This window comes from Intestinibacillus sp. NTUH-41-i26 (assembly GCF_032769475.1).
Classification (GTDB): domain Bacteria; phylum Bacillota; class Clostridia; order Oscillospirales; family Butyricicoccaceae; genus Agathobaculum; species Agathobaculum ammoniilyticum.
Genome location: NZ_CP136477.1, coordinates 2,305,766 through 2,328,825 on the forward strand (window position 1 = coordinate 2,305,766; position 23,060 = coordinate 2,328,825).

At 63.1% G+C, this 23,060-nt stretch carries 21 protein-coding genes and 1 pseudogene; 8 read left to right on the plus strand and 14 right to left on the minus strand.

Going from position 1 to position 23,060, the window contains the following annotated elements; translation table 11 throughout:
• Nucleotides 1-8: 8 nt before the first annotated feature.
• The 12 genes and pseudogenes from RX717_RS11810 to RX717_RS11865 all read right to left on the minus strand — a co-directional run bounded on the left by RX717_RS11810 (nt 9) and on the right by RX717_RS11865 (nt 9,578).
• A complete protein-coding gene (locus RX717_RS11810) occupies nt 9-3,269 on the minus strand; it encodes a hypothetical protein (RefSeq protein WP_107631782.1) in 3,261 nt (1,086 codons plus the stop codon).
• Entirely contained in the window at nt 3,269-3,724 is a 456-nt protein-coding gene (locus RX717_RS11815) for a phage tail protein (protein WP_107631781.1), read from the minus strand. Before RX717_RS11815 ends, RX717_RS11810 begins: the two co-directional genes overlap by 1 nt.
• Nucleotide 3,725: 1 nt before the next feature.
• Nucleotides 3,726-4,211 (minus strand): phage tail protein, encoded by a 486-nt coding sequence (locus RX717_RS11820; RefSeq protein WP_054326476.1) that lies wholly within the window; start codon nt 4,209-4,211, stop codon nt 3,726-3,728.
• Between the two features lie 20 nt (nt 4,212-4,231).
• Entirely contained in the window at nt 4,232-4,411 is a 180-nt protein-coding gene (locus tag RX717_RS11825) for a DUF6760 family protein (RefSeq protein WP_054326475.1), read from the minus strand.
• Nucleotides 4,412-4,416: 5 nt separating this feature from the next.
• Complete coding sequence (locus RX717_RS11830) at nt 4,417-4,776, minus strand: hypothetical protein (protein ID WP_107631780.1); 360 nt, start codon at nt 4,774-4,776, stop codon at nt 4,417-4,419.
• A gap of 125 nt (nt 4,777-4,901) precedes the next feature.
• Entirely contained in the window at nt 4,902-5,027 is a 126-nt protein-coding gene (locus RX717_RS11835; RefSeq protein ID WP_316960303.1) for a hypothetical protein, read from the minus strand.
• 94 nt (nt 5,028-5,121) lie between these two features.
• Nucleotides 5,122-5,382: pseudogene (locus RX717_RS11840) on the minus strand (phage tail protein); the annotation flags it as partial.
• Nucleotides 5,383-5,417: 35 nt separating this feature from the next.
• On the minus strand, nt 5,418-7,190 hold the full coding sequence (locus tag RX717_RS11845) for a phage tail sheath family protein (RefSeq protein WP_107631779.1): 1,773 nt from the start codon (nt 7,188-7,190) through the stop codon (nt 5,418-5,420).
• Between the two features lie 166 nt (nt 7,191-7,356).
• Nucleotides 7,357-7,752: a hypothetical protein gene (locus tag RX717_RS11850; protein ID WP_107631778.1), complete on the minus strand. Its 396-nt coding sequence runs from the start codon at nt 7,750-7,752 to the stop codon at nt 7,357-7,359.
• Entirely contained in the window at nt 7,739-8,158 is a 420-nt protein-coding gene (locus RX717_RS11855) for a hypothetical protein (protein ID WP_107631777.1), read from the minus strand. Before RX717_RS11855 ends, RX717_RS11850 begins: the two co-directional genes overlap by 14 nt.
• A complete protein-coding gene (locus RX717_RS11860; RefSeq protein WP_054326470.1) occupies nt 8,145-9,191 on the minus strand; it encodes a hypothetical protein in 1,047 nt (348 codons plus the stop codon). The genes RX717_RS11855 and RX717_RS11860 overlap by 14 nt, the downstream gene beginning before the upstream one ends.
• Before the next feature lie 24 nt (nt 9,192-9,215).
• Nucleotides 9,216-9,578, minus strand: coding sequence for a hypothetical protein (locus RX717_RS11865; protein ID WP_107631776.1), 363 nt, complete (start codon nt 9,576-9,578; stop codon nt 9,216-9,218).
• Between the two features lie 286 nt (nt 9,579-9,864).
• Between RX717_RS11865 and RX717_RS11870 the strand changes: the two genes are divergently transcribed.
• Together RX717_RS11870 and RX717_RS11875 are read left to right on the plus strand one after the other, a co-directional pair.
• Nucleotides 9,865-12,897 (plus strand): eCIS core domain-containing protein, encoded by a 3,033-nt coding sequence (locus RX717_RS11870; RefSeq protein WP_159068188.1) that lies wholly within the window; start codon nt 9,865-9,867, stop codon nt 12,895-12,897.
• A gap of 91 nt (nt 12,898-12,988) precedes the next feature.
• Nucleotides 12,989-13,474 (plus strand): hypothetical protein, encoded by a 486-nt coding sequence (locus tag RX717_RS11875; protein ID WP_054326464.1) that lies wholly within the window; start codon nt 12,989-12,991, stop codon nt 13,472-13,474.
• A 66-nt stretch (nt 13,475-13,540) separates the two neighbouring features.
• Here RX717_RS11875 and RX717_RS11880 read toward each other — a convergent pair whose 3' ends face one another.
• Together RX717_RS11880 and RX717_RS11885 are read right to left on the minus strand one after the other, a co-directional pair.
• Complete coding sequence (locus tag RX717_RS11880) at nt 13,541-14,284, minus strand: LytR/AlgR family response regulator transcription factor (protein ID WP_107631774.1); 744 nt, start codon at nt 14,282-14,284, stop codon at nt 13,541-13,543.
• A gap of 1 nt (nt 14,285) precedes the next feature.
• A complete protein-coding gene (locus RX717_RS11885) occupies nt 14,286-14,999 on the minus strand; it encodes a LytR/AlgR family response regulator transcription factor (RefSeq protein ID WP_316960304.1) in 714 nt (237 codons plus the stop codon).
• A 151-nt stretch (nt 15,000-15,150) separates the two neighbouring features.
• On the opposite strand from RX717_RS11885, the gene RX717_RS11890 reads away from it, so the two are divergent.
• From RX717_RS11890 to RX717_RS11915, 6 genes are all read left to right on the plus strand, one after another.
• Nucleotides 15,151-15,933 (plus strand): response regulator, encoded by a 783-nt coding sequence (locus RX717_RS11890; protein WP_107631772.1) that lies wholly within the window; start codon nt 15,151-15,153, stop codon nt 15,931-15,933.
• Between the two features lie 66 nt (nt 15,934-15,999).
• Nucleotides 16,000-16,446 carry a LytR/AlgR family response regulator transcription factor gene (locus tag RX717_RS11895; RefSeq protein ID WP_107631771.1) on the plus strand — a complete coding sequence of 149 codons (447 nt, stop codon included), beginning with the start codon at nt 16,000-16,002 and terminating at the stop codon, nt 16,444-16,446.
• A gap of 32 nt (nt 16,447-16,478) precedes the next feature.
• On the plus strand, nt 16,479-16,784 hold the full coding sequence (locus tag RX717_RS11900) for an STAS domain-containing protein (protein WP_054326459.1): 306 nt from the start codon (nt 16,479-16,481) through the stop codon (nt 16,782-16,784).
• Between the two features lie 94 nt (nt 16,785-16,878).
• Nucleotides 16,879-21,144, plus strand: coding sequence for a non-ribosomal peptide synthetase (locus tag RX717_RS11905; protein WP_107631770.1), 4,266 nt, complete (start codon nt 16,879-16,881; stop codon nt 21,142-21,144).
• A gap of 29 nt (nt 21,145-21,173) precedes the next feature.
• Complete coding sequence (locus RX717_RS11910) at nt 21,174-22,649, plus strand: PP2C family protein-serine/threonine phosphatase (RefSeq protein ID WP_054326456.1); 1,476 nt, start codon at nt 21,174-21,176, stop codon at nt 22,647-22,649.
• Nucleotides 22,646-23,056, plus strand: coding sequence for an ATP-binding protein (locus RX717_RS11915; RefSeq protein WP_107631769.1), 411 nt, complete (start codon nt 22,646-22,648; stop codon nt 23,054-23,056). The genes RX717_RS11910 and RX717_RS11915 overlap by 4 nt, the downstream gene beginning before the upstream one ends.
• Nucleotides 23,057-23,060 lie beyond the last annotated feature (4 nt).

The window sequence follows — 23,060 nt, forward strand, 5'->3', positions numbered from 1 at the left end:
CTTTCTGCTTATTTTCCGCTGCGCCGCAGCTCGCGCCGCAGCCGCTCCTCGATCATGCGGTACACCTTGTCCGCCGCGCGGCGCAGCTCGCTGTCGCTCAGGCGGGCGGGGGCTGCAGGACGCTGCATTTCCAGCTGCCGGTTCTCTCGGAATATGACCGGCGCGGCTTTCGGCATCGCGCCCGGCGCGGTCCATTCGATCTGCCCCGGCTGCGTCCCCGCCGTCTGCTGCTGCGCCGCTGAAAAGCGGTGCGTGTTCTGGCTGTCCGCGCGGGACGGCTGCTGCAGGAAGCGCTGCGCCCATTCGGGCAGCGCGCCGGTCTGGGGCGGCGTTTCACGACCCGTTTTCTGCTCCACCGCCTGTATGGGCAGGTAGGACAGCTCGTTTCCGTCCGCCGCCGCGGACTGGACAGACGCAGCCTGCGGCTGTACCAAGGCGTTGGACAGCGGCGCCATCAGGCGCGCCGCCGCGATCTGATTCGCCGGCAGCGTCCGCACCAGCGTGGTCTGTAGCAGCTGTATAGGGTGTGCCGGCAGGCGGCTCGCCAGATGGCGCAGTACTGTGCGCGGCCGTTCCACCGTCCGCCCCTGCCTGTGCGCGGCTGTCCTGCGTGACGCGGCCTGCGCCGCGGCCGGCAGCGCCGCTCTCTCAGCCCTGTACATCAGATTGGTATCCGTCTGCAAAACGCCCTCCGCGCCGCCCGTGACAGGTCGCGCAGACCGCCGTTCCTCCGCTTTGCCGCGTCCGTCCGGTATCTGGAAAGGCTCGGTTGCTTCCGCCAGTACGGTATGGGACGCCGCCGTTATATTATTCCGTCCCTCCGTGCGCGCGGCGCGGGTGGATGCGACGGCGGTCCATTCTCCGTCCGCCTCTGCCGATTCCCATACCGTCTGCGCCCGTTCCTTCCGCCATGTCAGCGGCTCAGGCAGATCCATCTCTGTTATTGGCGCCGGCCGCAGGATGTCAGGCACGGCCTGCGGCGATTTCCCGCCGACCGCTTGTGGTACCGCCTGCGCCGGCCATTCTGCTGTGCGGTTGCTCGACGGTACGGCGGTATTCGCGCCGGCAGGCTTGCGCCCGACGGCTGACGACTCGGCCCGACGGTCTTTTCCGGCTTCCTGTCCAGCTGTCTGTTCGTCTAACGCGAAACGCGCTTCCCTCTGCTTTGCCGCCTGCTGTCCCGACCGGATATGCGGTTTTTCCGGATCTGCCGCAGCTTTCCGATAGAGCAGCGGCTCCGCAGGAAGCGCCGCCGCTTCTGTCGACGTGTCAGGCGTGTGCTGAGCTGCCCTTGCCCGCGGCGTACTGTCCTGTCCCGTGAAATCAGTTTCAGAAGTCGTCTGTGCTTCCCCTGTCTGCATTTCAGGGGGCTGGGCCTTCTCCGGTATCGCAATCTCTGCCGCCTGTTGCGCGACCCACGTCTCTGTTTCCGACTGGGGCGGCGCATCCCTTCCCTGTGATGGGTGCGCGTCGGGAACGGCCATGCTGTGCGGTTCATCCCCTCCGCGCGCAAAACGCCCGTCATCCGTTCCCCGCGAAAGCAGGGGACGTTCCCGTCCCTCTACGCGGTGCAGCAGCGCTTCCTGCGGCAGAGCCGCCTGCGGCGCTTCTGCGCCCGGCAGGGCCTTTTCGGCCGCGGTCAGGTCATGGGCTGCGTATCCTGCCAGCATTGTTTGCAGCGCCGCCACGTCGGATTGCCCTGTCTGGGCCGATCCCCTGTCCGTTTTGAGCGCTTTCCGGCCGGCATCCGGTTCGCCGCGAGCGGCGGTCCGGTTATCTGCATCTGCCGTCGGACCAGCCTGCGCCGGCCTTGCATCCTTTTCTCCAGAAAACACTTCGTATTTCCGTTGCCCCTGCGCTTCGGCGCGGTGCAGCAGCGCTTCCGGCGGCAGAGCCGCCGCGTCGGATTGCACTGCCTGAGCCGCGACCGTACCCGCTTTGAACGGCCTTGCGTCCGACAGAATATCCGCGCCGTCTGCCGCGCGGTGCAGACCCGCGTTTTGCGGCGATGCTGCAGCGGATTGTTCCGTCTGGGCCGCTGCCGTATCCGTTTGACGTGCCACGCGGGCGGTATCCACAGCGGCATCCGGCTTACCGGATTCCGCAGCTACCCGGCTTTCCTTATGTACCACGCCCGTCCGCGCCGGTTTGCTGTCCATTTTTTCGGACAACGCCGTATGCCCCCGCTCTTCTGTGCCGCCGCCCGCACCGTTTTCTTCCCGCTGCACCGACCGCCGCACGGCCTGTTCGACCGCGCGGTCCAGCCGCTGCACCATCCGGCGCACAGCGCCGCCCGTCTCCTGCGCGGCGGCATGCGGATGGGTCAGCGTCTGCTCTTGTGCAAGCACGCCGCTCGGGATCGCTTCGGCTTCCGCCTGCTCCAGCGCGCGCTGTCTACGTAAGCGGAGTTGGTCCGGCAGCAGGATGCTCCCGCCGAGGGGCTGTCCTTTCTCCGCGCCCCTTACCCCTTTGGAGGCGGTAAAGCCCGGATGCTCTGCCTGCCAGCGGGGCGACCAACCTTCCCCTGCTGGGGCGGCTGTACTCCACGAAACCGGCGTGAGCGGGGTAATCGCCCATCCGGTCTGTCCGTACGCTGCGGTCTGCCGCGCGCGGCCCGCCCCTGCACGGCGCGCCTGCCGCACTGCGGCGGCGGCCTGCATGCCGATGGGCGCGCGGAACGGCTTTCCGGCGGCGGCCGTGCGGCCCGCCTGCGGCGTATCTGTCAATTTACCCTCCGGTCGCGCGGCCTGCCGCGCGTTTTCCGCAGCCGCAACCGCCTGAACGGCAACAGCCAGCGACCTCTCCCGCGTGGACAGGAGGGTATCCGCCGCGTGCGTCTGTGCGGCTCCTGCCGCCCTGTGCCGTGCCGCGTGCGTTTCCTCCCGCGGCAGCTCAAGCCGCACGTTTACATGCGCCTGCGCGGGCGCGGCCTCGCTGACGCGACGCTCGAGCAGGTAGACCCGTTCCAAAATACGCGCCACCGCCTGCGCCTGCCGTTTATCCGCCTGCCGCCGCTCCTTCTTGAGCGTTTCCAGCACAATCTTGAGGTCTACGTCCAGATGCAGCTCCCGCTCCGGCGCATGGGCGAGGACAGACTCGCCCTCCTCCAGCAGCGCGAGCGGCTCCTCGCGGTACAGTCCGGTCTGCCAGGCGCTGCGGGTGCGGATCTCGTCACCGAACGCAAGCGACAACAGCCCAAATAGAGACAGGCCCAGCCTGTCCCTTTTCGCTACCGCCATATCCGTTTTTATTACGGCAATTGAATCCATCAGCAGCACCCATTGTATATCAGTTCAATCCGGCTGACCGCCAGCGCGGCCTGGTTGCTGTCCAGCGACGGCCCCACATACTTCTGCAGGTACGCGCCCACGATCGACCAGGTGCGCTGGGGCGTACCGAAGCTGTCCTTGAGGATGACCGTCCCCGCCAGCGGGATGGACACGCCCAGGTTGCACATGTTCATCAGCAGCGAGACCGAGTCCACGCTGGTCACCGTACCCTGCTCGAGTACGAGCACCTGCGGCTTGTTCTGCTTGAAAAAGAACCGCGGGTAATTCAGCCCGCCTTCGTTGAAAATCTCATACTCGACCTCCATATCCAGGCCGGATACCGAGGTGAACTTCCCTTCCAGCACAGCGCCTGTACCAATCAGCATCACCTCAAAATAAGCGCCCGACAAATACGCCATGCCGCAGTACACCTCCTTGCTGGGCGGTTTGGTCATATCATCCCGACTGGGGTGGCTCGTGCGTGATGCGCTCCATGCCGGTGATGGCAAAGGTAAGGCTTTCCGAAAGCACCTCGCTGCGCCCGCCGTCCATCGGCGTCAGCTCGTAGCCGATGGGCAGCGCGTCCCTGAGCGACCAGGTCACGCCGCGGTTGCCCTTGTCGTCCAGCGCCACGATGTTGAGCGTGCGCCGCAGCCCCGCGCCCTTCGGCCCTGCCTCCGGCCCTGCGGCCGCGGAGAAAAGCCAGTCCAGAAAGTCGTTATCCCCCACCACGCCCTTGGTCAGCGTGACCGGCTCAAAGCGCGTCAGCACAGGGATATAGTCCTGCACGCCACGGTTGTCGTTACCCGAGCGCGCCTGCACGGTGTCAACCGTCATTTTCACGCCGGAAAAATGCGTGAACGCCGCCACGGCCACGCCGCCGCTCTCCACCTCCACCAGGAAGCGGAAAGCCTTAAAGGGTTCTTGATAGGTGACGCCCATCTTGCTTTCCCTCCCTGCTTTCAGCGGAATTCAAAGGTATTCTGCTCGGTATTACTGAGCTTTTTGTTCACAGCCGAGACCTCCCTGCACCACCGGCGGCGTTCCAGATGGTTCAGGCGCATGACCTCGTCTCGGGACCAGTGCAGGTAGTACGACAGGAACGTCATCTCCTGATATATGCGCTCCTGCGGGTACAGCACCAGTCCTAGCTCAACAAAAAATCCAGCGGCACCTCAACCGCTTGGTTGCAGTGCGGGCAGGTCACCTTGTAAACCGGCAGCTCGGACATATTGATGCGCTGGTACAGATCCTGCAGATAGGCGAGATCCATGGTGAACAGGTTCTCGATCACCCGCGTGTTGATGCTGCTGAGCGTACCCAGCCGCGTGATGACGCGCGAGAGCAGGATGATGGTTAGGTAGCCGGAATTCTGCTGCACGCGTGGGTCGCGCAGGGGCAGGATCTCGTCCGCCGCAGTCGCCAGGCGCATGGTGCCGCGCCGGTGTACGTCGCCGTTCTGGTCCACATAGCCGCGCGGCAGTTCAAACTCAAATTCAGTCTCCATGTAGCTTCTCCTTTCGCTTCAAAGGGGTCGGAAGTGCACGGGCGCTTGACGGGAAGCGGCCTCCCGTGCGCTTCCGGCCGCCCCGGCGGAAAGCCGGGGCGCAGGCCGAAAACAGAGCGCTGCTATCAGATCGTGGAGGGCTCGCCCGCTACGCCGCCCGGCGTGTGCTCGAGGCCCTCATGGCACAACTCGAGCGACTGGATGGCGACCTCGCCGCCCATGCCGTTCAGGTCGGGCACGGTGTAGCCCACCGGCCACGCGTTGATCAGGTTCCAGGACGGGCCGGGGGTTGCCCGCGTCGTCGATCAGGGTGATAGTCACGTTGTGGCGTATCATGCCGGTCGGGGGCGCGGTGTTGGTCGGCGCGACCGCGTATACCCAGTCGAGGAAGTCGGAATCATCGGACACGCCCCAGCGCAGGGTGACGTTGCCGAACTTGGTCAGGCCCGCGAGCTTGCGCGGGGTGTTGCGCAGGTCGTCGCCCTCGCGGTATTCGACCGCATCGACCGAGGAACTCATGCCCGAAACCTCGGAAAAGCCCGCGCGGCTGATGCCGTCGATCTCGACCTGGTATCGGAATACTCTATATGGATAGTTGATTGCCATTTATGTTCGTCCTTTCTGCCAACAGTGGGCTTTATTTATTCGCCGGTCGCGGTCTTCTGCGTGATGCGGAAGATCACGAATTCAGCGGGCTTGACCGGCGCGATACCGATCTGGCAGATCAGGCGGCCGTTGTCGATATCATCCTGCGTCATGGTTGTCGGGCCGCACTCCACGAAGAACGCCTGCTCCGGACTGGAGCCGGCCAGCGCGCCGTCGCGCCAGCAGGTCGCAAGGAAGGTCTCGATCGTGCGGGTCACGCGGCTCCACAGCGTTTCGCTGTTGGGCTCGAATACCACCCAGTTGGTGTTCGCCTTGATCGACTCCTCGATGAAGATGAACAGGCGGCGCACGTTGAGGTACTTCCACAGCCCGTTCGAGCTGATCGTGCGCGCCCCCCATACACGGATGCCCTGGCCGGGCAGCGCGCGGATCAGGTTGACACCGATCGGATTGAGGATATCCTGCTCACCCACGTTGTAATTGCAGGACAGGCCAGTGCAGCCGCGGACGACCTCGTTCGCAGGGGCCTTATGCACGCCGCGGCTGTTGTCGCTGCGGGCGTAGACGCCTGCCATCGCGCCGGAGGGCGGGAAGTAATCCGCGCGTTTGGCGCCCGCGTCAAACATCTGCAGCCATGGATGGTACATCGCTGCGTAGGTCGAGTCGTACATATCGCGGAAGGTAGCCACGTCGTTCGTCTTTTTCAGGTCCATCGGCACGTCGAGGATGGCAAAGCAGCTCTTGCGGTTCTCGCAGAAGCTGATCAGCGCCGCCTGTACCTCGGGCGCGGTCACGCCGGGGATCGCCAGCACGGATACCACGCCGTTCTCCTGGAACGCCTGCAGGCCGGTGCGGCGGCCCGGGCCGTCGTCCGCACCGATGTACGCGTCCGGTGTGACGCTCTGTACCGATCCGTCGCTGCCGCCCTGTAGGGTCAGCACCATTTCGTCCCCCGCGCCGCCGCATAGCTCATACGGCGTGATGCCGGCCGCCTTGGCTGGCGCTGCGGACGCTTCCTTTTTCTCCTTGCCCTCTTCCTTGGCCGCCGGCGCGGGCGCCGCCGCCTTGACCGGCACGACCTCCACGCGGATCAGGTCGCTCTTGGCGGTCTTGACCGGCGCATAGTTAAGCGCCTCGGGCTTGAGGGACAGGTTTTCAAAGACCTCCACCGTATCGTCCAGGCGGGCGGTGATGGTGATTTCGCAGGTACGGATGTACTTGTCCGTGCCGACCTTGGTATCCGCCACGGCCAGCGCACAGGGCGCGTCCAGGGTGACGACCCTGTCGAGCACGCTCTTGATGGTCGCGTAGGCGGCGGTCTTGCCGTCGAACAGTTCGACCACGTCTCCGGTATTGAACCCGTCCGCGTTCTTGAGCGTCAGGTCCGCGCCGCTCGCCGCGAGCACCTGGGTCTTGGCCTTGCTGGAGGCCGCGACAGTCACGCGCATCTTTTCCGCCCAGGCGCCCGGGTTAGCCGCAGTGATGCGCAGCGCGCCGGTCGTCAGGGCAGCAGCTTTTGCGTCGCCCGGCACGGCGCGCATGATGTAGGCGCGCGCGCCGCCGTTCATGAAGAACTGCTCGACCGCATAAGGCAGATAGCGTGCGTCGCCATAGCCCGCCTTGCTCAGATAGCCGCCGTATATGCGCGTGTAGTCGGCAAAGCTGGTAACCAGCTGCGGCTGGCCGATCGTAGGGCCGCGCTCCGCCAGGCCGACAAAACCCGCCGTGCTGGTGCTGACGCCCTGCATCGGGGTCGCACCCGAGTCATACTCCTCCACATACACACCTGGGGATAAATATTCTGCCATGTTTTTGCTTCACGCCATTGTAGTTGGCTGGGGGCCGGTCGTGAAGCTCCCCTCCTTTCTAAATTGTACTGGGTCTGCTTCTATTATTTTCGCGGACGTTTGAGAAATAAACCAGGCCTCGGGTCGCCCGGTTTATTTCTCAAACCCGATCCCGCACAAAAAACGGTCAGCCGCGGCAGGCGTTCTGGAACGCGCCCCAATAGCGCGCCATCACCGCCGCGCTGTATTCGAGCGCCTCTGCCAGCCGCTCGCGCGCGCTGTAAGGGTCGCCCAAGTCGGCGCGGATGCGGAAAACCGGTGTTTCACCCTGCAGGAACATCGCGCCGCGCGTCAGCGCGCCGTTCGCTTCGCCACAGGCTTCGAGCGCCGCCGCCCATTCGCGCGCGGCCATAGGATAACGGCTGTAGATCAACACCTCGCCCCGCCTGCACCGGCAGGCAAGCTCCCACACCATCACGCCCTCGCGAAAACGGAAGCGCGTCCATACGCCGCTCTGCTCCCACGGCACGCCGCTGTCGCGCAGCAGCGCTTCCAGCAGCCTGCGGCATTCATCCTCCTGCAAAGGAGACACCTCCCTGTCCGGCCAGCCCGTCGGGCGCGGCCGGTGCGGCCTGCACCGCGGGCAGCGCCGCCCAGTCGGGTGGAGCGGACGCCGCGGCGGACGCCGTTTTGATATCCTTGGGCGCTGTCCGCACCGCGTCGGGCGGCGGTAGCGCCGTGACCGGCTCGATCCGTCTGTCCTGTCCCGCCAGCAGGGCGAGCAGAGCGCTGTTGCCCATCTGTGCGGAGAGCGCCAGCACCATCGCGGCGGGCAGGCGCGTCAGCGGCACGCCTGCCTGCACGGCCTCCAGCGCGATTCGCAGAGTCTGCTGTTCGCTTTGCGCCGCGCGGCGGCGCTGCTTGTCCTCCCGCACCTGCTGGGAATGGTGCGCCGACGTTCTGGCGGCGTTCTGTTCATTCTGCTGCATGGCCGTCCTCCCCGTCCTGCGGTGGCCTGGGCGCGCTGCCGTTCGGCTGATCCGGTGGCTCGGGCGGCGTTTCGGCCTGTTCGACCGCCTGTACCAACTCGTCGGTAAAGCTGGGGGCTTCAAATAAGGTAAGGGCTTCGGTCGCGCGGTCCGCGATCAGCCGCAGCTTGTTGATAAATTCGTTGCGCATCTGTGCTTTTTTGCCGATCATCGCCTGCACGCGCACATAGGCGTTTTGCAATAACTGCCGCTCCCCGTCGTCGCCGCTCTCGCGCAGGCGGGCGCTGTACTGCCCTGCCAGCGCGCGTTCGCGGCTGTCGTCCAGGAACGGGTACATCCTGCGCAGCGCCTGTGCGCCGCCGCCCGCGCCCATATCGCTTTTTCCGGCCGCGAGGTCGGCCATGGATTCCACCATCTGCCGTGCGTCCGCGAGCGTATCGACCACCAAGCCGACCGCGCTGTCCGCAAAGCCGCGGTTGAACACCACGCTGTCCGGCCCGTGTCCGGGGATGACGCGCTGCTGCGAGCCGCCCTCGAACAGGCGGCGCTGCTGCTCCCTGACCGGCTGGGACTGCCCGACCGTACGCTTCAGGCAGGAAACCAGCATCATCTTGCCCGTCCCCGCCATCACCGCGCCGGCCAGCGTGCCGCGCTGGAACGCCGTTTCGGAAAAACGTCGCACCATGTCCTGGTTATCCGACCAGCGCATCTGATACAGGTCTTTAGCGTTGGTCGGGTTGGGCTTCTGCGCGTCCCGCACTGGTCCGGTTTGCTGTTCCGCCCACTGCGGCGGCTGCGCGGCCTGCTCCGTGCGGGTAAAACCGCCGGCGCTCTCCCCAGCCAGCGCCGCCGCGTGGCGGCGGCCAATCTCGTCAAAGGTCTGCCGGAAGTCTTCGGTAATATGGTACAGCGGGTCGCGGTGGGAGAAAAACTCGCTGCCCGCCGCCCAGGCGAGCTGGCGGCGCGTGTCTTTCTCCGTAACCGGCGGCACGGCCGCCTGCGCCTGCCTGCGTTTTACCCAAGCGTGCTGCAAGACCAGCCCTCCCCGTACTTTTCCTCAAAACCGTTCCAGCGCCAGGCGCATGCTGCGCGCCACGTGGCGGAACTCCACCGGCCGCAGGATAAAATCCGCAAAATGCAGGTGCAGCCCCTGTATGGCATACTGCGTGGTATCGTCCATCAGGATGATACGGCAGGCGCGGTCGCGTTCCTGCAGCGCGCGGGCGGCCAAAAAGCCCGTACTGCTGCCGAAACCGATATAGGCGATCTGTATTGCCCCAGGCGCCTGTCGGGACAGCTCCTGCGGCGTGCTGATGCACACCACGGCCGCTGGCAGGCTGCGCAGCCTGCAATACTGTTCGATCCATTCGCACAGCCGGGCCTGTTCCTCCGCCTGTGCGGTGCATACCGCCAGCTTCATTGATGCACGCCCCCACCAGTTGTCGTCTGATATCCTGACCTGTTTTGCGCAGGCTCCCGCCTCCGCTGTTTTGATTGTACCTGAAAAGAAATCCGGTTTTAAGCGATTGCGCACAAACGGCCCGAAAGTGTAACAACATGCAAACCGCCCGTAGATTCCGCTATGCTATAATGACAATAGCATGATACGCCGTTCGGCACGTTTCGACCGTTCCCGCACCGTGCCATGCCACGCGGCGGGAGTACCGCCGCATGAGACCCCATCGACCGAGAAAAGGGTGACGTTTATGCAAACCTATCAGAAGAAAGCCAAGCCTTCCGCTTGCACCGTGCCGCGCAGCCGCCCCGCGGCCGCCCACGCGCCGCAGCAGCCCCCCCTGCGCGGGATGAGCGACCTGTTTCCGGTCGAGCATGCCGGACGGCCGGTTGACCTGCCCGCGGCGATCCAGTCCAAAATGGAGAGCGCTTTCGGCGCGGACCTGTCCGGCGTCAAGCTGTATGAGAGCCAGGCGGTCGCGGATGCGGGTGCGGACGCGCTGGCGCAGGGCAGCCACATCGCCTTTGCGCCCGGCCAGCTCGACCTGGTTTCCATGCGCGGGCAGGCGCTGCTCGGACATGAGCTGAGCCACGTTGTCAGCCAGGCGCGTGGCGAGGTGCGCGGCTCCGGCCTGCTGGAAAACCATGCGCTCGAAGCCCGCGCCGACCGCGAGGGCATGATGGCGGCCATGGGCCAGAGCATCTATCCTGGCGCCACAGCAAGCCCCGGTGCGTCAGCCGCAGTCGCTGCGGCAGGGGCCACAGGACCAGTGCAGGCGCGGCGCAGGCGCAAACGGCAGGATCCTGTCGTTTACGGCCCTGAAAACCGCCCCTCCGCGACCGACCGCCGGCTGGGCGCAAACGACATCGAGGGGGACTCTCTGGGTGGCAACGCGCTGGATGCCGGTCTCGCGGCGACTGACCAATTCAACGAATTCAGCTCGACCGTGGAAACCCTTGCCTCCCAGCGGGATAACGGCAGCTATGTGCTTGGCAGGTTCGGTGCAAAAGCGGGTGCTGTCAATGACAGCGATTTTATGGGGCATGCCGCAGCGATCGGCAGTATAATCGGCACGACGAAAAACACGGTCGATACGGCCAAGGATATCAAGGATACCATCACCGACCAGAATGCAGGGACAGCAGAAAAAGCAGCGTCGCTTACCAGCAGCGTCGCCTCCTGGGGTTCGGACGCGCTCGGCACAGCCAAAAACCTGACCGGTCAGATCATCCAGAACGAGGCGGTAAAAGAGGCCGTCGGCAGCCAGCTCGAAGCGCACGGCAGCTACTTCCAGATGATCGCCGGCACGGCGAATGCGGCAAAGGCCACAATCCACGGCCACGAGGCCACCGGCGACCGCCTGGCCGCCGAGCGGGCGGGCCGCATACTCGCCTCGGATTCCTCGCAGCGCGCCGCTTCCGGCGACGCGGAAAAGATCAAAAACGATAAGCTGCTGCGCAGCATGGCGACCAACGCCCGCAACGCCGCCAAGGTCCGCAAGGCGGAAAGCGTGCAAGAGGGCGTGAACGCCGGCATGGACATCGTCAACGGCGGGCTCGGCCTGATTCCCGGCGTCGGCAATCTTGCTGCGATGGGTGGCTCTGCCGTGAAGACGGTTGTCAACACTGGGATGGAGGCCCATGTGGATCAAAAGCGTAAGGAAGCACGCGAAAAGAACCTGGATAACCTGTCGCTGCGCGCATCGCTGGAGAAAAAGCTCGGCATGCGCGACGACCTGCCGGAAAAGAAAAAGAACGAGATCCGCCACCGCGCCAAGCATATCGCCAACCAGATCACCTCGGGAGAGCGCGGTGCGACGACCAACAAGGTTGCAGGCATGCACAAAACGCAAAATGATGTGACGGCCCTTAACCAGCTATCCTCCCAAGATAACGAGGAAGGTCAGCGCGCCCGCAAAATCGTTAACGTCATGGGGATCGGCACCAATTCCAAGGGCGAGATGCTCGATACCGATGCGGCTTCCGCACAGGTCAACGCGGACTTTGCGCGGGGCGGCTCCGTGGAGGAGCAGATCGGCGCGGCCGACGCACACCAGTTTGAAAAGGAACATACCGTTCAGGCTGAACTCAAGCGGCAACAGGCATCCGCCGAGGCAAAAAAGCAGAAAAAGGCGGCTAAACTGGCAAAAAAGGAGCAGAAAAAAGCCGCACTCGAACACTTTAACAGTCTGTCTGAGGAGAACCGGCAGAACATCCGCGCGGCCAACAAGCGCCGCAAGGAGGAGAAAAAGAATCTGATTAAGGACAAGGGCATCAAGTGGTATGACTTTCAAAAGAAAAAAGAAGCCCGGCTGGAATACGACATCGCGCACCGCGTAGGCGATGAATACGGCGGACACGACACCTCCGAAAAGGAAGCCCAGCTCAATGAGCTGCGCGAGCAGCGCGCAGCCAGGCAGGCCGGCAAGGAAAATAAAAAACAGTTAAAAGCCGCCCGCAAGGAAGCCCGCAAGGAGGATAAGGCTTACCAGAGCCAACGCGACGAACAGCGCAAGCTGGCCGGCATCAAGTGGTACGAGTTCAAAAAGAAAAAGGAATTCAACAATGAATACGACTACGCCACGGGTACCAAGGAGCGTCCGGACGCCAATGCGCCTGAGGGCAGTGCAACCGCGAATGCCAATAAGCCCTGGTACAAGCGTGCAGGCGATCACATAAAGAACAAATGGTATTCCATGCGCCGTAAGCATCAGCGCGCCCGCGACAGCTTTGTCAATGAAGAGGAGGACTTCAAGCAACTCAGCGGCTGGCGCAAGGCAAAGCTGATTGTGCAAAACCCGCTAGCCTTTCTGAAATCCAAAACTCAAAAGGGCCGCGCGGCAACCGCCAAACGCAACGCCGAGGCCGCGGCGGACAGTCAGATGCTGGAGCAGCTCATGAATAACCCTGATTCTGTCGGTGAGGACGGCTCGGTTTCGCTGCCGCACAATTCCAATGTATCTGCGGACGCGCTGCAAGCCGCCAAGGCCAACCTGAAGCCAGTGGACGCCTCCCAGCTCTCCACCAGCAACAAGCGCCGCCGCATCACCAGCGGAACGCACGCGATCGATGAGATCCGGCAGGCGCGGGAGCAGGCTGAAAGCAGCGCCGCCCCTGAACAGGCGCCGCCGGAGGCGGCTCCCTCCGACGCATCCGAGCAGTATGACCCGCATATGATGTCTGTTTCCGCTAAGGTGAAGCGGTACAACACACCGGACGGCGTGAAAGCGCCGGTCCGCGAGGAGGAACTTGCGCCCTGGTACCGCAAAAAGGCCAAAAAATAAGCAGGCGGGGCGCTTATCCCGTGATACCGCGCCCTCCTGCGTGCAAACCATGCTATAATAGCACCACCCTCATACCGAAAGGACCTGACTTATGGAACGATCCAAACAGATCATGGATGCGCTCGAAGCGCTGCTGCGCGAGCAGGGCTTTGATGTCCAGCCGGACGGCCGTCTGGACGAACATCCCGGTGTCAACATGCTGATCCCATTGCAGGAGGACGGCACCGAACTGGTATTTGCCGAGCTGCACTTCATCACAGGCCCGCAGGGCTTTGATGTGATTCAGCTCTACACCACGCTGGTGGGCGAGCTGCAGCCGCAGGCCGCGGCCGAGACCGCCAAAGCCATCGCCGTGTGGAATCAGGATCTTCTGCTCGGCGCTTTCGCTTTGCGGGATGACAGACAGCTCTACCACCGCTACTGCCTGACCGTGCCGCGTTCGCTCGCCCCCGGGCAGGCGGCGGCGCTGGCGCTGGACGCGTTTTCGTTCATCCTTGGCCAGATCGCCGAGTACCACGGGGACGCGCTGCTGCTCGCCTCCGGCACCACCTTTGAAGCGCTATGCGCGATGGACTGACCGCGCGCACGCAGGCATGAAAAAGGGAACGGCCCTGCCGGACCGTTCCCCCTCTATCTTTCCCATTCAGAACATACCGGCCGCGCCGCCGTTTTTCCAGTTGCGCAGGAACAGCCAGTCCATGAATTTCCGGCGCGTCGCCGCCGCGTCCGAGGAGCCGATCGGCACCAGGTCGCCGTTATCCATCACAAAATCTCGTTTTTCCATGCGCAAGATGTGTCGCTGGTTGACCAGAAAGCTCCTGTGGCAGCGCAGAAAGTTTTCGCTTGCGATCTCCTCCTCCAACGCGTTCATGCCGCGCGGGGTCTGGACTACGCGCCCGGCGGTGTGGATAAACGCGGTGTGCCGCCTGATCTCTATGTATAAAATATCCCGCAGCAAAATTTCTATTTCGTCCCATTCCGAGCGCACGTTGATCGTACGGAAATATTCCCGCTTTTCCTGTAGGCACCAGTCCAGCGCCGCGTCCAGATCCCGCTGGGCCACCGGCTTGACCAGATAGTCCGAAGCCTGCAGCTCATAGCTGGCGATACCGTGCTCCACGCTGGTGGTGACGAACAGCAGGGCGCATTCGCTGTCCTGCGCGCGCAGACGGCGGGCGGCCTCCATCCCGTCCGGACCATCCATATAAATATCCATCAGGATGATGTCCCACCGGCCCGGCCGGAACAGGTCGAGGAATGCCGCGCCGCTTTCCAACAACTCGATCTCCCACGCTACGCCCTTGCGGCGGCCGTAGTTTTTCAGCAGACGCGCCATCTGCAGGCGCTCTTCTTCCAAGTCGTCGCATATGGCGACCGATATCCGCATGTTATCCCTCCTCCGCGCCGCGCGCCCGCCGGTAAACGGCCAGCGCCTCCTGCACCTGCCGGAGCCTGCCGCGCGCGACCGATATCACCTTGTCGTTGTACATGATAAGCTCCCCGCCGGACACCCGTCGGACCGCCCCCAGATGCACCACAAAGCTTTTCTGCACCCGCAGGAAGGGCGGCTGTGGCAGCGACTCCTCCAGCGCGGACAGCGCGCAGTTCACCTGTAGCGCTCCGCCGGCACGGTAGAGGACGCTGCTGCGTCCGGCCGCCTCGGCATAGAACAACTGATACAGCGGGATATGCACGCGCCTGTGCTGCGCGGGAAGGTCGAGCCAGCCCAGCCCTTTCTGCCAAAAGCTGAAGCAGCGTTCCATCGCGGCGTCCAGTCCGCTGTAGGTAACCGGCTTAGGCACAAGCGCGTTCGGATAGCACTGGTATACGTCGATCGCCGTGCGGTCGTCCTCAGCCAGCAACACCAAGCCGCAGTCCGGATACGCCGCGCGCACCGCCTGCAGGCAGGCAATATCCTGCCGGGCAAGCCCTGCGCTGTCCACCAGGAGCAGCGCGCACCCGTCCGCATCCAGGGCGGCGGGCGACCCGCTTTCCATCGCGAGCTGCAACTCGACGCAGATTTCCTCCGCCCAGGCGCGCAGGAACGCGCTGACCCTTTGGGCGGTCTTCTCTTCATTCGTATAAACGGCAAATCGTACCATTTTCCCCATGCCGCATTCAACCCCGCTGTTTTTGGTTTTCCCCCTGTTGGGTTTATCTTACCACAGTTTGCACGCGAAGTGGCGATTTCTGTCGTGAACAGGAATTTTTTCTTGTTCCGCGCCCGCACGGCATGCCCAAGGAGAAACGCACATGAATTTTTTAGCGATCGACGACGAACCCCTGTGTCTGGACGACCTCCGTCTCACTTTGGCGGAAGCCGCACCCGACTGCTGCTGCGCCTGCTTTTCTTCCCCTGCACAGGCGCTGGCGTATGCCCAAACCCATCCGATCGACGCCGCTTTTCTGGATATTGAGATGAGCGATGTGAGCGGGCTGGCGCTGGCCAAGCAGCTCAAGGACCTGCAGCCTGACCTGCACATCATTTTCGTGACCGGCTATGACAAATATGCGGTATCCGCCTTTGCCCTGCACGCCAGCGGCTATCTGCTCAAGCCGGTGGATACAGACGAGCTGAAGCGGGAGCTGACCTTTTTATACGGCGATATCCCCGCCCCGCATGCCATACGGGTGCAGACCTTCGGCGGGTTTGAGGTATGGGTGAACGGCGCCCCCCTCGCATTCAGCCGCGCCAAGGCCAAGGAACTGTTCGCCTGCCTGATCGACCGCCGCGGCGCGGGGCTGACCACACGGGAGGCGTGCAGCCTGCTGTGGGAGGACGGCGTTTACAATATCGCGCGCAAAAACTATTTCCAGACCATTGTACACGACCTGCGCAGCACGCTCAGGCAGGCCGGCATCGAGCATATCCTGGTCAAAAGCCACAACAGCATCTCTGTCCGCGCCGACGAGATCGACTGCGACAGCTACCGCTTTCTCGATGGGGAGCCGCAGGCGGTCAACAGCTACCGCCACAACTATCTGCCGAGCTATAGCTGGGCGGAATTTTCCGTAGGCAAAATGGAAGGCCTGTGATTGGCCCGTTGTCCTTTTGTTGTCCTTATCGGAGTATACTGTAAATTGACAAAGGAGGTAAACGCCATGGATATCCCCGCCGCGGTCCGCGGCTCGCCCGTTCCGTTGTGCATGCATGCCGACTCGCCTGTCCGGCAGCGCGGTGGGCGGCCATCCCCGCGGAAAGCAGCCCGCACCATCACGCTGCGCAGCTGCGGTGAAGCGCAGGTGCTTCCTGTCGAACAGATCGTGTACGCGGAGGTGTTCGACCACGAGCTGCATATCCATACCGCAGACGGCAGCACCTATTGCGGCAGGGGACATCTTTCCGCGCTGGAGCAGCGGCTTTCCAGCTGCGATTTTCTGCGCTGCCACCGGAGCTATCTGGTACACCTGCCCTATGTCGCCGGACTGCGCCGGTACCGGATCACCCTGTCCGGCGGCGCAGCGCTCCCCGTAAGCAAGCAAAATTACCTGCTGATCCAACGGGCGCTTGCCGCCTACCGGCTGCGGGCAGGCCGCCCCCATCCCTGACAGATACCATTTGGAAAAGGAGTTATATCATTATGAACATCAGCAAAAGCACCGAAAACGGCCAGACCGTCCTCAAGCTGAATGGGCGCCTGGACACCACCACCGCTCCGGATTTCCAGGATACCCTGCTCGGTGAGATCAAGACCGGCAAGAGCATCCTGCTGGACTTTTCCGAGCTGGCCTACGTCAGCAGCGCTGGGCTGCGCTCCCTGCTCACCGGACAGAAGGCGGTCGCCGCGGGCGGCCAGACGATGACCCTGCGCCATGTTTCGGACGAGATCATGGAGGTGTTCGATATGACCGGCTTTTCCGATATCCTGACAATTGAATCCGCCTGACAGCACGCATGCTGTCGGGCTTACTGGCGGCTGTCTGCATCTACGGACAGCCGTTCCGCTATCCGAGTATCGAAAGATTGGAGATTTGGCATCTATGGACATCCACCACAACCGCATCCCATTGACCCGACCGCAGCATCAGATCTGGCTTGCAAGCGAAAGCTGTCCGGACAAGGCGCTGTATACCGAATCCGTACTGCTGACCTTTGACAACGCTCCCGCCCCCGCGCAGCTTGACCGCGCGCTCAACCGCCTGGTGCAGACGACCGAAACCCTCCGCCTCCGCGTGACGCGCGGCAAGGACGGGCCGCTACAGTACGACGCGGGCTACACGCCTTTCGCCTGCCGCGTGATCCCACTTTCCGGCGAGGAGGAGCTTACCGCCGTATTCAATGAGCAGTCGCGCTACTGCTTTGACCTGTACGACAGCGCGCTGTTCAACGCGGTCATCTACACCCTGCCCGGCAAAACCGCGCTGCTGCTGCGCGTACACCATATTGTGGCGGACAGTTACGCCATGGCGGCTGTGTACAGCCGCCTGCTGGCGATTTGCGCTGGCGAGGATCCCCAGCCGTTCGTCTCCTTCCTGTCCCGCGCGGCGGCGGCCGGCGCGGATGTGGAAGAGGAGCGCCTGGCAGACCGCGGCTTCTGGCAGGATTACCTCAGCGGAGCCGAGACCGGCCGACTGCCCCATCCCACGCCCGACCAGTCCGGCCACCGGCTCGTGTGGTCGTCGCACACGGTCGGGAAGGAACGCTCCGACCGGTTGCGCGCCTTTGCCGCGCAGCAGAACGTCACGCCATACTGCGTATTTTTCGCCGCGTATGCGGTCTATCTGTCGCGCATGCTGGGTACGGAGGATGTCGTCATCATCACCCCCCGCCTCAACCGCGGCACGGATGAAGACCGTAATGCCGCGGGCATGTACACGCTCGCGGTTCCAGTGCGCCTGCATATCGCGCCGGATGCCAGCTTTGCCGCGCTGTGTCAGGAGGTGCAGGCGCAGAACCGGCTGGCGGCGGCGCACAAGGGCTACGGCCTGTCCGAAATCATGGGCGACTTGTCCCGCACGGGCATGGCGGGCGCGCTGTCGCACTTTACTCTATCCTACCAAAACTTTACCCTGCCGCTGCACGGGCTTCCCGTGCGGTGCGCGATGCACTTCGGCGGCGCTATGACCAACCTGCTCACCCTGCACGTCCTTGACTGGAGCGGCATGGGCGATTACCAATTCCGGCTCGACTACCGCGCCTCTTATTACACACCGCATGAGATCACACAGATCGCGCAAATGCTGCGCGCCATTCTCGATCAAGGCATGGGGGACTGCACCCTGCCCTGCCGCTCCATCGAGCTGCTGACCGACGAGGACAAATTCTGCCAGCGCGCGCTGCTCTCCGGTCCAGTGCTGCCGGTTGACCCGAACGATACCATCATCACCCGCTTCCGCGCGCAGGCGGCGCTTCATCCGGACCGGCGCGCCCTGTCCGGCAAAGGCCCCAGCTACACCTTCCGCGAGCTGGACGAGGCCTCTGACCGTGTCGCGCGCAACCTGATCGCCGCCGGTGTGCAGCCGCAGTCCTATGTGGCGTTCCTGCTGCCGCGCACCACTGCGCTGCCCGTGATGCTGCTGGGTATTCTCAAGGCGGGCGCGGCCTATGTGCCGATCGACTGCTCCTATCCCGAAGAACGCATCCGCTTTATCCTGTCGGACAGTAAGGCCGGCCTGCTGGTCACGGAGGCGGACATCACGGGCGCCGGCTGTCCGGTTATTGCGCCCAGCCCGCTGTTTGACCCGCCGCAGCAGCCGGACGCACCGCTGCCCGCGGTCGGCCAAGACTGGCTGTGCTATATCATCTATACCTCGGGTACGACCGGCAAGCCCAAGGGCGTCATGATCGAGCACCGCGGCATCGTCAACTTCATGCAGCCGGACAACAATGAATTCAACCGCGATATCTGCGCGAACGGCAAAGGCATCGTGGCGGTCGGCTCGGTCTGCTTTGATATTTCCATGTTCGAGCTGTTCTCCACCCTGCTCAACGGCATACCCGTCGTATTCGCGGACGAGGAGGGGATGAACAATCCGGATGCGCTCGCGCAGTACATAACGGAGAACGGCGCCAACATTCTGCACTGCACGCCCTCCCGCCTGCTCGCCTATCTGGAGGAGCCCTCGTTCCGCGAGGCCATGCGCAGCGTGGATATCGTGCTCGCGGCCGGCGAGGCCTTTACCCAGCCCCTGCTGGACGCGCTGCACAGGGCCACCCCCGCGCGCCTGTATAACGGCTACGGCCCGACCGAAATCACCATCGGCGCGACGGTCGGCCGCATTCGGGAGCGTATCACCATCGGCTCGACCATCGCCGGGGCGCGCATCTACCTGCTGGATAAGGACCGCCGCATCGTACCGCCCGGCGCAACCGGCGAGATCGCCGTGGCGGGCTACGGCGTGGCGCGCGGCTATCTCGGCCGTCCCGACCTGACCGCGGAACGCTTCATCGAGCTGCGCGACGGTCCGATCAACGATCGGGTATACCTCACCGGCGACTATGGCTATGCCCTGCCCAACGGCAGCCTCGCCTACTGCGGCCGCAACGACGAACAGGTCAAGCTGCGCGGGCTGCGCATCGAGCTGAAGGAGGTCGAGCGCTGCATCGAGTCCTTCCCCTACATCCGCCAGTGCGCCGCGCTCGTCCGCACGATCGACGGGCGGGAGCACCTCTGCTGCTTCTACTCCGCCGCCGAACCCTGCGATGTGGACGAGCTGAAGCAATACGCCGGCGGCTTCCTGACACGCTACATGGTACCCGACCTGTTCGTGTATCTGCCCGATCTGCCGCATACCTCAAACGGCAAGATCGACAAGCGTGCGCTGGCCAATCAGGCGATCCATGTGGAGCGCACCTACATCCCGCCGCGCAACGCGCGTGAGCGGACCATGTGCCGCATCTTTTCGCAGGTGCTGAACCTGCCCGAAGAAGAGATCGGCGCGACCGACAGCTTCTTCGATTTGGGCGGCACCTCGCTGCAGGCGGCACAGATCGTGCTGCTGGCCAAGCATGAGGGCTTCGAGCTGGAATACGGCCGGGTGTTTGACCATCCCACCGTGCGCGATCTGGTACAGTGCTGCGATCTGGACGGCGGCGACCTGCCCGAGCCTGTCCTTTCGAAAGCGGGCAGCCTGCCCTGCACCCAGCAGGAAGCAGCTCTCCTGCGCGACGCGCTTTGCCGCAACCGCAATTACCGCAAAGGCCTGCACCCGCTCGGCACCGTGCTGCTCACCGGCGCGACCGGCTTTCTCGGCATCCATGTGCTGTACGAGCTGCTCACTACAGGCTATAACAAGATCTACTGTATGGTGCGCCCCAAAAACAACCTGACGCCGGAAAAGCGTCTCAAGGGCTCGCTTTTCTACTATTTCGAAAACAACTTTGCCGAAGCCTTTGGCCACCGTCTGTTCGCGGTGGACGGCGACCTGATGCGCGAGAATATCGCCAGCCTGCCGGACGGCGTCAAGATCGACACGGTCATCCACTGCGCGGCGGACGTCAGCCACTTCGGCGTCGGCAACCGCATCCGCCAGACCAATGTGGACGGCGTGCGCAACGTGATCGCGTTCTGCAAACAGCATGACGCCGCGCTCATCCACATCTCCACGCTCAGCGTGGGCGGCTTTATCGAGCGTGAAATGGCCGAGATCGGCGTATCCCTCAGCGAGCAACGCCTGTGGGTGCGGCAAGACCTGTCCAACGACTACCTGGAAAGCAAATTCACGGCCGAAAAGCTCATCCTGCTCGAAACCGCGAACGGCCTGCGCGCCAAGATCATGCGCGTGGGCAACCTGCAGGGGCGCATCACGGACGGCGAGTTCCAAATGAACCGCGCCACCAACGGCTTTACCAAGCTGCTGCAGTCCATCGTCCGCACCGGACTCTGCCCGCAGTCCATGGCGTGCAGCTGGATCAATTTCTCTCCGGTGGACGCGGTCGCCCGCGCAATCTGCCGTCTGGCGGGCAGCGCGGAGGAATACACCGTGTTCCATATCTTCGACAGCAATGACCTGCCGGTCAGCAAACTGCTCACGCGCATTTCCGCGCTTGGCTATCCGGTTCGCGCGGTGGACGACAGGGAGTTCGACGAATTCATGCTGCACGCCGCCGAGGACCCTGCGTTCAACGGCGCGCTGGACGGCTTCCTGACCCGCGTGACCGGCGGTCGCCATCTGATCGAAACGCCCTGCGAAAGCGGCTTCTCCATCCGCGCGCTCGAGCAGGAGGGGTTCCTCTGGCCCGAAATCTCGGACGAATACCTATCCGCATATCTGACCGGACTAGATACACTGGGCGCGTTCCAGTAAAAATCCCCCCATGACAGGAGGAATCATCCATGCAAGTTGAATTTTCCGTGACGCTGCTGTGGTCGCTGGCGAACAATCTGTCCTTTTGGGCGGCGGCTCTGCTCACCAACAGCACGCTGACCCGCCGCCGGAACGCGGGACAGACCTTCCTCGGCTGGGTCCTGTTCGCGGCGCTGCACCTTGTCACATGCGTCGCCAGCTACTCCATCAATATTACGGACGACAACATCAATTTTTTGAGCATGCTGGTGCTCATGCCGGCAGCGGCGGTGGTGCTGTATGCCGACGAACGCGCGGCACGCGTGTTCACCTCGGTCATGGGTGCACTGATCGCCAACGTGACCACGTTCTTCTTCTGCGGCACCACGCTTAGCTTTATCGACAATACCCCCAATCCGTACAATATGCGCACGGTCGGCATTTTCCTCTGCATCAAGGCGTTCTGGTTCACGGTGATGTTCTTTGCCTACCGCCGCTTTGTCAGCAAGATCGTGCAGCAGGTCATCTCGGTGCTGGGAAAGCAGCTGAAAAACTATGTACCCATTCCAGTCTACTGCTTTGTCGCGTTTGCGATCGTCAACCGGCTGACCAACACCCTCGGCATCCTGCCCGGCCTACCGGATACCCGTGTATATTTTATCATTTTTTATTTGATTATTTGCTCGGTATTCGTTATCCTGTATTATGAGATTTTTTCCACCGCGCTGTGGTCCTCCCGCGCGCTCAAGACCGAGGCGGAGCTGAACGTTGCCAGCAACATCCAGCGCGATATGCTGCCCAATATCTTCCCCGCCTTTCCGGACCGGAACGAGTTTGACGTTTACGCCACTATGGATCCTGCCAAGGAGGTCGGCGGCGACTTTTACGACTTTTTTATGATCGACCAGACCCATCTTGCCATCGTCATTGCGGATGTGTCGGGCAAGGGCGTGCCGGCCGCGCTGTTCATGGTGATCGCCAAGACCATCATCCGCAACCAGGCGCAGTCCAGCCTGTCGCCGGCGGAGATCTTCACCCGCGCCAACGAGCAGCTTTGCGAAAACAACGGCGAGGGGCTGTTCGTCACCGCCTATCTCGGCATCCTCGACCTGCGCACCGGCGTGCTGACCTATGCTAACGCGGGCCACAACCCGCCCTTGATCCAGCAGGAGGGCGGCCGCTTTGAATGGCTCAGGTTGCGCCCTGGCTTCGTACTCGCCGGCATGGAGGGCATGCGCTATAAGGAATTCCAGGTCACCCTGAAGCCGGGCGACTGCCTGTTCCTGTATACGGACGGTGTGACCGAGGCGACCAACGCCGCGCTTGAGCTGTACGGCGAAAAACGGCTGGAGGCCGCGCTCAACGCCGACGCCGCGAAAGGGCTCGTCCCCGACCAGCTGCTGCCTTACGCCAAATCCCAGGTGGATCTGTTCGTCTCCGGCGCGCCGCAGGCGGATGACATCACCATGCTGGGGCTGCGGTTCTGTGAGTACATGCCGTCCAATTCCAAGGAGGAGACACTATGAAAACGATTACCGTACCAGCACTGACCGAACAGCTCGATACGGTGCTGGAATTTGTACAGGGCGAGCTTGACCAGATCAATTGTTCGACCAAAATCTGCAACCAGATTGCGATCGCGGTAGAGGAAATTTTCGTCAACATCGCCCACTACGCCTACCGGCCCGACGTGGGCGACGCAACCATCCGCTGCCAGGTCAGCACACAGGGCCAGCCGCAGATCACAATTGAATTTCTGGATTCCGGCAAACCCTATGACCCGCTGAAAAACGACGAGCCGGACACCACCCTCCCCGCGGAGGAACGCCGCATCGGCGGCCTGGGCATCTTCATGGTCAAACGGCTGATGGATACCGTCCAATATGAATACAGGGACGGAAAAAACATCCTGACCCTGCAAAAACTCGTATAGCACT

Bases quoted from the DNA above. Each gene is read 5' to 3' on its own strand.
- RX717_RS11915 (WP_107631769.1), top strand. From the start codon at position 22,646: ATGAAAACGATTACCGTACCAGCACTGACCGAACAGCTCGATACGGTG.
- RX717_RS11900 (WP_054326459.1), top strand. From the start codon at position 16,479: ATGAACATCAGCAAAAGCACCGAAAACGGCCAGACCGTCCTCAAGCTG.
- RX717_RS11830 (WP_107631780.1), bottom strand. From the start codon at position 4,776: ATGGAGACTGAATTTGAGTTTGAACTGCCGCGCGGCTATGTGGACCAG.
- RX717_RS11880 (WP_107631774.1), bottom strand. From the start codon at position 14,284: ATGCGGATATCGGTCGCCATATGCGACGACTTGGAAGAAGAGCGCCTG.
- RX717_RS11845 (WP_107631779.1), bottom strand. From the start codon at position 7,190: ATGGCAGAATATTTATCCCCAGGTGTGTATGTGGAGGAGTATGACTCG.
- RX717_RS11895 (WP_107631771.1), top strand. From the start codon at position 16,000: ATGGATATCCCCGCCGCGGTCCGCGGCTCGCCCGTTCCGTTGTGCATG.
- RX717_RS11910 (WP_054326456.1), top strand. From the start codon at position 21,174: ATGCAAGTTGAATTTTCCGTGACGCTGCTGTGGTCGCTGGCGAACAAT.
- RX717_RS11815 (WP_107631781.1), bottom strand. From the start codon at position 3,724: ATGACCAAACCGCCCAGCAAGGAGGTGTACTGCGGCATGGCGTATTTG.
- RX717_RS11855 (WP_107631777.1), bottom strand. From the start codon at position 8,158: ATGCAGCAGAATGAACAGAACGCCGCCAGAACGTCGGCGCACCATTCC.
- RX717_RS11885 (WP_316960304.1), bottom strand. From the start codon at position 14,999: ATGGTACGATTTGCCGTTTATACGAATGAAGAGAAGACCGCCCAAAGG.
- RX717_RS11810 (WP_107631782.1), bottom strand. From the start codon at position 3,269: ATGGATTCAATTGCCGTAATAAAAACGGATATGGCGGTAGCGAAAAGG.
- RX717_RS11820 (WP_054326476.1), bottom strand. From the start codon at position 4,211: ATGGGCGTCACCTATCAAGAACCCTTTAAGGCTTTCCGCTTCCTGGTG.
- RX717_RS11865 (WP_107631776.1), bottom strand. From the start codon at position 9,578: ATGAAGCTGGCGGTATGCACCGCACAGGCGGAGGAACAGGCCCGGCTG.
- RX717_RS11870 (WP_159068188.1), top strand. From the start codon at position 9,865: ATGCAAACCTATCAGAAGAAAGCCAAGCCTTCCGCTTGCACCGTGCCG.
- RX717_RS11890 (WP_107631772.1), top strand. From the start codon at position 15,151: ATGAATTTTTTAGCGATCGACGACGAACCCCTGTGTCTGGACGACCTC.
- RX717_RS11905 (WP_107631770.1), top strand. From the start codon at position 16,879: ATGGACATCCACCACAACCGCATCCCATTGACCCGACCGCAGCATCAG.
- RX717_RS11875 (WP_054326464.1), top strand. From the start codon at position 12,989: ATGGAACGATCCAAACAGATCATGGATGCGCTCGAAGCGCTGCTGCGC.